The following is an 8028-nucleotide window of genomic DNA, read 5'->3' as shown; positions in this document are numbered from 1 at the left end:
TCAATCTGCTCGACCAGTGCCAGTTTAAAAGTCAGCGAGTAATCGCGCTGTGTCCGTTTCACACCTTGTCCCATCGGGCTCTCCGTTTATGTGGGGGAAAGGTGTAAACCATATTCAGGACGGGACAATAGCCATAAAAAAGCCGACCCCGTGTGGGTCGACTTTTTACACGATGGGTAGTCAGCCTGCGCAGTAGACACGAGCCTCACGCGGGGTATAAACACCGAAGGTAACCGCGCCCAACAAGCCATTAAGGAAGGTGTGCTGTGCTTCGACACGTACCACTTTATCTGCACCATTACAAACAGCGGCCGCATCTATAGTCTTGCTCTGACCCAAACCGGAAATGAAGAAATGATGGGTCACTTCCTTGGTGGGTTTCACTATATTACCGGAATGCACTGTGAACCCCTGCTGTGCACAGCCAGCCATCATCATTGCAACGACCGCAGTCAATACCATTTTTTTCATTTTATTATCCCTGACAATTTTATTATTTCCGGCTATGCCGGTGCCACACAAAGAAATATTATATTTATTATCAATAAGATAAATAAATAACATTCCAAGACGTGCGCACATTACCAAAATCTTGAGATAGCAACAAGGCTTTGTATGAGACTTTATGTCGCGTGGCAGAAAATCAAAGATTGCAATAAACTCGCGCCGTTCTTGGGGTATAAATTCCCAACGTCAATGCCGCCATCAAACCATCCAGTGGCGTCTGCTGCACTTCCACACGAACGACCTTTTCCGGGTCGCCATGACAGGCCAAAGAGGCGTTGACCGTTTCACTCTGACCAATGCCTGCCAGTACAAAATCATGGCTAACTTCCCTGTTTGGCTGACCCGGGTTGCCCGCATGCACGAAAAAGGTCTGCTGGGCGCAGCCTGATGGAATAGCAGCAAGGCTGCACCATGCCATCCATACTACTTGCTTCATGTGTTTGATCCTGACGATAACGGCATCTTGATCGAAGTGGGATTTTAGAAAATACCCTTAGCCTTGACCTTCTTCATATTGGCGACCTGGCTCGATAGATCCTCGATCAAGGGGTCTGCCTCCGTTCCAGCTGCGCCTTGGCGAACAGGAGCACTCGCCAGTCGCTGGATCAGCCGGTGTTGATCGCGAATGAGCCTGGATTGTTCTTCCAATTGGCGGGAGAGCTGCTGGATGCTGCTCTGCAGCGGTAACAGATCCTGCTCGGCAGCAGTAGCAGGCAGCTTGCCAGCAATGGCTTCGGCTAACAGATCATGATCAAGAGGAGCCGGCAACCCTTGTCTGAGTTCATCCCACAGCTCAGTAGGCTGCTCACCCAGTCTGCTAACAATCTCATCAACCAGATTATCCTGAGCAGGGATGGATGATTGCTGACCAAGACGATGGACGATCTCATCTACCAGCGCACTGGTATCACTCAGCCCCAGCTGCGGAGCCAAGCGCGCCACGATCTGGTCGATCATGGCATCAGTAGCGGGCAATCCCGCTGCACTCCCGTCACCCAAATTGAAACCACAGCTGGCAAAGGCGTGGCGCAGGGTGGTCATGCTCACCTGTTCCGGCCCCAATGCATTGGCTATCGCCTTGCAGAGGTTGGGCGCCAGCACGTACATAAACATGCCGGAAAGGTAGATATCCTTGTGAAAACGGCTCTTAGAGAAGTCAAACTCCTCGGTGCCATCCTGGATCTTGCGCGCCCGTTGATACCAGTTCTGCAATACCCCGACCGCATAGCGATCAGACTCCAGCGCACCCGGATCCATATAAATGGAGAAGGTCATGCGCTTGAGTTGACTACTCATCATCAACCTCGGCCATCACAGGAGCTTCACGATAGACTTCATCCTCTTCAGTGGTATAGAGGCAGATCTCGCGAGCCAGTGCTGACTGGGCATCGTCCAGCAGCTCTACACGGTCACCCAGGGTCGGATAGGCCACCCTGATCGCATCATAAATCAGGGAAGCACCGCCACCGACCAGATAGACACGGTTCGGGTTCTTGGCAAACTTTTTCGCTTCATGTGCAACCTGAGTCCCCAGTTCGTCGATCTTGTTCTGCATCTTCTCGAGGATCTTGGGGATCTGGCTCTCGTCGTTGACCACATCGCGCACAAAGCTCATGTCGTGGCGACGTTTGATAAACTCGTTGGCCACCAGATAGCTGGAGTCGCTGTCTGCTGCGGCCAGCGCTTTGCGGGTGGCGTCGGTGACCATGGAGACACCGATCTCGTTGTTGCCATACACATCGGAGACATCATCGAACTGGCCGACGATGATCCCCATATCCAACGTGGTGCCACCGCAGTCGATCACCAGCGTTTTAGTGAATTCGTTGCAGCCCGAGCCGATCAGGCGGGAAAGCGCAGCAGGCAGGCTCTCCGGCATCACTTCGACGCTGACGATATTGAACAACTCACCCTTGTTGAGGGAAATTGCGCGCATCAGGTTGCGGCGCTTCTTCTCTATTTTCTCTTCGTTGCGCTGGCAATCGTCCGGGTTATAGAACTCAGTAATGGGCAGGGTCACGGTAATGGCGACATCGCACGGCGTCACACCGGTCTGCAGCAGGGCATGATGAACGGAGAGCAGGTTGAGATCGTCGTACTGGTACTCCACATGGGTGGTCGCCAATGACTTGTCTGAGGTGGCATCGTAGGTGTACTTGGTGTTGCCTATCTCGTAGTTGTAGATCTTCTTGTCTTTGCGCAAGGCGGCACTCTTCCAATCCTTGCGAAAGGAGTTGGGAGAGATGATGGTCTTGAGCACCTTGTTCTCAATCCAGCTCACCTTGACGTTGGTCGAGCCATCATCGATGGCTATTTTCATTACTTCAGACATGAGGAAACACCTGTTGATAGAGCAAAATGGGTCCGATTGCTTTGCCTTCTGCCCTTGGCAAGGCGATCGGACCAATACACACACGGGTTAAAAGGACGACAAGTCTAATGGGTTTCTAAAATCCGGTGAAGCAAATGATTAAACCCTGAGGGATCTTCTGCCGGCCAGGCATGGTGGCCATTGGGGGTATGAATACTGGCGTTGGGCAGGGCGGCGAACTGCTCCACCCGTTTGGCGAGCGGCAAGTAGTCGTGACTGGTGGAGATGATGGCCACCGGCTGCCAGATGCTGCCAAGCCGTGCGCGTACCGACCAGCCGGGCAGCCCATCGAGCAGCGCCCGATAGGTCTTCTTTTTGTTGCTGCGCACGAAGCGCAGCCGAAAGGTGTGGCGCACCTGGGCGAGATCGGGTCCCGGGAAGAGCTCGCGCCCCAGCCACCAGGCAAGCGGGCGCATGCCAAACCAGCGCAGCCACTTGAGGCGCTGGGCGTAGCGTTCCTGCTCCTTGGGGGTCTCCAGCAAAAACTCGCTAAAGCCGTTGACCAGCACCAGCCCTCGCACCTTGTGCGGCAGTTGCAAGGCCAGCTCCAGCGCCACCATGGCCCCCAGCGACAATCCCACTACCCAGGCAGGCTCAGGCTGTTCATCAAGCCAGTTCACCACGTCGGCCGCCAGGGTCGCCACGTCGAACGGCCCCTCCTGCATGCTCTGGCCGTGGCCACGCAAGTCCAGCGCCACCACCCGGTAGTGTTCGGAAAAACGCTCTATCTGCGCCTGCCAGTCGAGGCTGGAAGAGCCAAGCCCGTGCAACAGCAATAGCAAGGGGCCCTCCCCCGCACTGCGCAGGGCAAGACCGTTGGATTTCATTACCTGATTGCGACGCATCAGTTCATCGCCTCTCGACTCATTGCCTGAACCATGCCCTGTTTATCCCGATAGTCACCAGCCAGCTTGCGGGCATATCCTCTGCGCTAGCCGGGTATGCCGCCCCACAATGTATCAGATCACCACCCATTCAACCTTCACTGACCAGACTGACCGCCTTGATATAGGCGTATATCTGCTGCTCCGGCGCCAGCGCCAGACGGGTGGCGGAGCGACTGGTGATCCGGGCCAGCAGTATCTGCTCACCCAGCGCCAACTGCAACAGGGTCTGGCCGGGGCGCACCTCGCGCACCGCCATCAAACGGGTGGTGAGACAGTTGGAGAGACTGGAGTGCTCGATAGGCGCCGTGGCGATCACCACATCCCGCCCCGCCACCTTGATCTGCAAGGGGCCACTCTCGTCCGGCATCCGGTTCATGGTGACCCGCAATGTCTGCTCGCCGAGCTCCAGGGTCGCCATCTGCTCGTCGTCATCGTAGTGGGCCAGGGTGGCATCCAGCATCACACCGGCATCGTCGCGACTGGCGAGCGACAGATCCGTGCGGGCAAAGATCTCGCTCGGCCTGCCTTGCGCTTCCACCCTGCCACCTTCCAGCAGCACCAGCTGATCGCAGAGCAGGCTCACCTCCTCCATGGCGTGGCTGACGAAGATCATGGGGATGCCGCTTTCGCGCTGCAACCCCTTGAGCACGTGGGCCTGATGGATGCGGCTGCGGCTGTCCAGCGCCGAGAAGGGCTCATCGAGCAGCAGCAGATCGGGCTCGGCCAGCAGCGCCCGCCCCAATGCTACCCGCTGGCGTTGACCACCAGAAAGCGCATGAGCAGGCTGCGCCAGCAGATCGGCAAAGCCGAGCCGAGCCGCCAGCACTTCGGGCTGCCAGCGTCCCCGCCCCTTGCGAGCCGCCAGCTGCAGATTGCCGAGCACCGTCAGATGGGGGAAGAGGCGCGAATCCTGAAACACCAGTCCGATACGGCGTGCTTCGGGCAGCAGTGCAGCGCACTCCCGATCGCGCCACCACAAGCGATCCCTGCTTTGACGATCGAGCCCGGCGAGGATGCGCAGCAGTGTGCTCTTGCCGCAGCCGGAGGGGCCAAACAGACCGAGAATGCCCTCCAGCTCCAAGGTCAGTGTGCAATCGAGGGTAAAGGGGCCAAACTCGCGCCGAGCATCAAGTTGCAAGGGATGGCGGTGCAGGGCGTTGCCCTGCGACATATTGGCTGGCTGGCTCATCCGAACAGTCTCCGCTGCCGGCGCTGCAATACGCCATAGACCAGCACCAGCATCACCAGCGAGAAGCCCATCAGGCCGCCCGCCAGATAGTGGGCGTTCTGGTAATCCATCGCCTCCACGTGATCAAACAGGGCAATCGAAAGCACCTGGGTCTCGCCGGGGATATTGCCGCCAATCATCAGCACCACGCCAAACTCCCCCAGGGTGTGAGCAAAGCCGAGGGCCGCCGCCATCACGAAGCTGGGCAGGGTCATCGGCAAAATGATGTGGAAGAAGCGCTCGACCGGCCCCAGCCCCAGGGTGGCGGCGGCTTCCAGCTCCTTGTTGCCCATGTTGACGAAGGCGGAGGTGAGCGGCTGCACCACGAACGGCAGCGAATAGAGGATGGAGGCAAACAGCAGGCCGAGAAAACTGAAGGCGAGCGGAGCGTCGAAGGTGTCGCGCCACCAGGCACCGAAGCCATATTCGGGGGAGAAGGCGAGCAGCAGATAAAACCCCAGCACAGTGGGGGGCAGCACCAGCGGCAATGCCACCAAGGCCTCCACCAGCGGCCGCAATCTGTGCTGGCTGCGGGACAACCACCAGGCCAGCGGCGGCGACAGCAGCAATAATATGCCGGTGGTACAGGCTGCCAGCTTGAGGGTGAGCCAGATCGCCAGCAGATCCCCTTCACTCATCAGATTCACTCCCAACGCCTGGTTCAGCACCAGACACGGCAAACGAGCCGCACTCCTGGTAGACCTGATCCTGAGTCAGGCAAGCCATCGCCAACAGATCTCTATTCATCGTCCGGCTCCCGGTTGAATGCAGCCAACGGCATGGCCTCCATCCTCATTGCAAAGAGTGGCCGACCCGAAGGCCGACCACTCAGGCTATCGTGCCAACCCCATGCCCTTATCAAGGCAGGGCATAGCCCGCTTCCTTGATGATGTGCTGACCCGGCCCCTTGAGCCAGGCGACCAGCGCCTCCACCGCGGCCCCTTTCTTCAATACCAGCCCCTGCTGCTCGATGGCGGGATAGAAGCTCGCTGGCACCGCCCAGGCTTCGCCGGTCTTGCCCGCTTCCACCAGATTGGCCCAGGCGACGAAGCCCAGCTCGGCATTGCCGGTATCGACAAATTGCCAGGTCTGGCCGATGTTGGCACCGGTCAGCAGCCGGTACTGCTTGGGATCGATCTTGAGATGGGTGAGGGTCGCCATGGCGGCGGCACCATAGGGTGCGGTGCGGGCATTGGCGATGGCAAGGTTGCCTTTCCAGCTGCGCAGGGTCGCCTCGTCAGGAGCCGGGCCACCCTTCTTCCACAGTCCCAGCTGACCGATGGCGTAGGTGAAGCGATCGCTCCCCTTGCCCTCTTTTTCCAACTTCTCGGGAGTCGCCACATCGGCGGAGAGGAAGAGATCGAACGGCGCGCCGTGACTGATCTGGGTGTAGAGCACCCCGGTCGCGGCAGACGAGATGGCCAGAGTGTGGCCGGTCTTGGCCGTGAACGCCTTGCCGATACGCTCCATGGTGCCCTTGAAGTTGGCAGCCACGGCCACCTTCACTTCATCGGCCTGCACGGCACCGGTATGCAAGGTGGCGGCGCAGACCCCTGCGATGACAACAGATAACAGCGGTTTCATTCCCTTTCTCCTGATGAGGCCCGAACATCCGCGCCCCTAAGCGGGGCCGTGGTTCCCGTTGAACCTGCGCCCCTCGTGATGAACAGGTCAGGCTTGCCAGCGGGCGGAGGCGGCGTTGTCGCTATCCTTGGCCTCGACCCAGCGTTGTACACCCTCGGCGGTCAGCTCTTTTTTCCAGAACGGCGCCCGAGTTTTCAAGAAATCCATGATGAAGTGGCAGGCATCAAAGGCGGCATCACGGTGGGCGCTGCTCACCGCCACCAGCACGATTTGATCGCCAAGCCACAGCTCGCCGATGCGGTGGATCAGGGTACACTCCTGCAGCGGCCAGCGGCGACGGGCCTCCTGCACGATATCGGCCAGCGCCTTCTCTGTCATGCCGGGGTAGTGCTCGAGGGCCAACCCCTTCACCTCCTCTCCCTGATTGAAGTCGCGCACCTTGCCAACGAAGGTGACGATGGCGCCACTGTCGGGGCGGGTGGCGAGACGGGCATACTCGTCGGCCAGCGAGAAGTCCTCCCGCTGCACCAGAATGCGATCTATGGGTGTCGTGGTTGCTTGAGACATGGCTCAGCCTCCGGTCGTTACTGGAAGGAGAGGGAAGAAGGCCACTTCGTCGCCACCGCACAGCTCAGTAGTGCGATCCACTGTCATTATCTCGCGCATCCTTAACCTCCGGTCACTGGGGGGAAGAAGGCCACTTCATCGCCATCATTGATGGGGGTATCGAGGGGCACCAGGGTCTGGTTGACCGCCACCAGCAGCTTGCCAGCTTCCAGCGCCAACGCCCACTTGTCGCCGCGCTCGCTTAAGCTGCTGCGCAGCGCTTCAGCGGTGGCGTAGTCACAGGGCAGGCTCAGCTCATCACAGGCCACCAGCTCTCTTACTTGCGCAAAAAACAGTATCTTGATCATGCGTTATCTCCTGCATTCGATCCCAACTGAAAGTGGCCGGACTTGCCGCCCTTTTTCTCCACCAGTCGAACCTGTTCGATCACCATGTCCTTTTGCACCGCCTTGCACATGTCATAGATGGTCAGCGCTGCAACCGATGCGGCCGTCAGTGCCTCCATCTCCACCCCTGTCTTGCCGGAGAGTTTGCAGAGGGTGCGGATATGAACCCTGTTTTGCTCAGGTAACGGCACTATCTCCACCTCGACCCTGGTCAATGCCAGCGGATGGCAGAGCGGGATAAGATCCGAGGTCTTCTTGGCCGCCATGATGCCGGCGATGCGGGCGGTAGCGAACACGTCACCCTTGTGGTGCTGACCGCTCAGGATCAGGGCCAGGGTGTCAGATGCCATGGCGACGAAAGCCTCGGCGCGGGCCTCACGTTCGGTGACCTGCTTGTCGGTCACGTCCACCATGTGGGCTTCGCCGCTTTGGTTGAGATGGGTCAGGTTCATCACGCTCCCCTTTAAGGCTGATATAGAGTTGGGATCAATGACTCGC

General features: G+C 58.7%; 11 protein-coding genes. All 11 read right to left on the bottom strand.

All coding sequences use genetic code 11. The features are described from left to right. Nucleotides 1–180: 180 nt before the first annotated feature. Nucleotides 181–471, bottom strand: a complete 291-nt coding sequence (locus tag GWQ27_RS21530; protein ID WP_059113857.1) for a Bor family protein — start codon at nt 469–471, stop codon at nt 181–183. 172 nt (nt 472–643) lie between these two features. Then, nucleotides 644–943 carry a Bor family protein gene (locus tag GWQ27_RS21525; protein ID WP_059113841.1) on the bottom strand — a complete coding sequence of 100 codons (300 nt, stop codon included), beginning with the start codon at nt 941–943 and terminating at the stop codon, nt 644–646. Nucleotides 944–987: 44 nt separating this feature from the next. After that, nucleotides 988–1806, bottom strand: a complete 819-nt coding sequence (locus GWQ27_RS21520) for a hypothetical protein (RefSeq protein ID WP_275908282.1) — start codon at nt 1804–1806, stop codon at nt 988–990. After that, nucleotides 1796–2839: a plasmid segregation protein ParM domain-containing protein gene (gene parM, locus GWQ27_RS21515; protein WP_058406462.1), complete on the bottom strand. Its 1044-nt coding sequence runs from the start codon at nt 2837–2839 to the stop codon at nt 1796–1798. Before parM ends, GWQ27_RS21520 begins: the two co-directional genes overlap by 11 nt. 104 nt (nt 2840–2943) lie before the next feature. After that, nucleotides 2944–3723 (bottom strand): alpha/beta fold hydrolase, encoded by a 780-nt coding sequence (locus GWQ27_RS21510; protein ID WP_275908281.1) that lies wholly within the window; start codon nt 3721–3723, stop codon nt 2944–2946. 130 nt (nt 3724–3853) lie between these two features. Further along, a complete protein-coding gene (gene modC / locus GWQ27_RS21505) occupies nt 3854–4954 on the bottom strand; it encodes a molybdenum ABC transporter ATP-binding protein (RefSeq protein ID WP_275908280.1) in 1101 nt (366 codons plus the stop codon). Then, nucleotides 4951–5631, bottom strand: a complete 681-nt coding sequence (modB, locus tag GWQ27_RS21500; protein WP_275908284.1) for a molybdate ABC transporter permease subunit — start codon at nt 5629–5631, stop codon at nt 4951–4953. The genes modC and modB overlap by 4 nt, the downstream gene beginning before the upstream one ends. A 220-nt stretch (nt 5632–5851) precedes the next feature. Then, nucleotides 5852–6577, bottom strand: a complete 726-nt coding sequence (gene modA, locus GWQ27_RS21495) for a molybdate ABC transporter substrate-binding protein (RefSeq protein WP_275908279.1) — start codon at nt 6575–6577, stop codon at nt 5852–5854. A gap of 87 nt (nt 6578–6664) precedes the next feature. Next, entirely contained in the window at nt 6665–7144 is a 480-nt protein-coding gene (moaE, locus tag GWQ27_RS21490; RefSeq protein WP_275908278.1) for a molybdopterin synthase catalytic subunit MoaE, read from the bottom strand. Between the two features lie 101 nt (nt 7145–7245). Further along, a complete protein-coding gene (gene moaD, locus GWQ27_RS21485; protein ID WP_125607944.1) occupies nt 7246–7491 on the bottom strand; it encodes a molybdopterin synthase sulfur carrier subunit in 246 nt (81 codons plus the stop codon). Further along, nucleotides 7488–7982: a cyclic pyranopterin monophosphate synthase MoaC gene (gene moaC, locus GWQ27_RS21480; protein WP_059113847.1), complete on the bottom strand. Its 495-nt coding sequence runs from the start codon at nt 7980–7982 to the stop codon at nt 7488–7490. The genes moaD and moaC overlap by 4 nt, the downstream gene beginning before the upstream one ends. Nucleotides 7983–8028 lie beyond the last annotated feature (46 nt).

This window comes from Aeromonas sp. 5HA1 (assembly GCF_029237245.1).
Lineage (GTDB): Bacteria > Pseudomonadota > Gammaproteobacteria > Enterobacterales > Aeromonadaceae > Aeromonas > Aeromonas salmonicida.
Note: the sequence above shows the minus strand (reverse complement) of the source record. Positions and strands in the feature narration are given on the sequence as shown.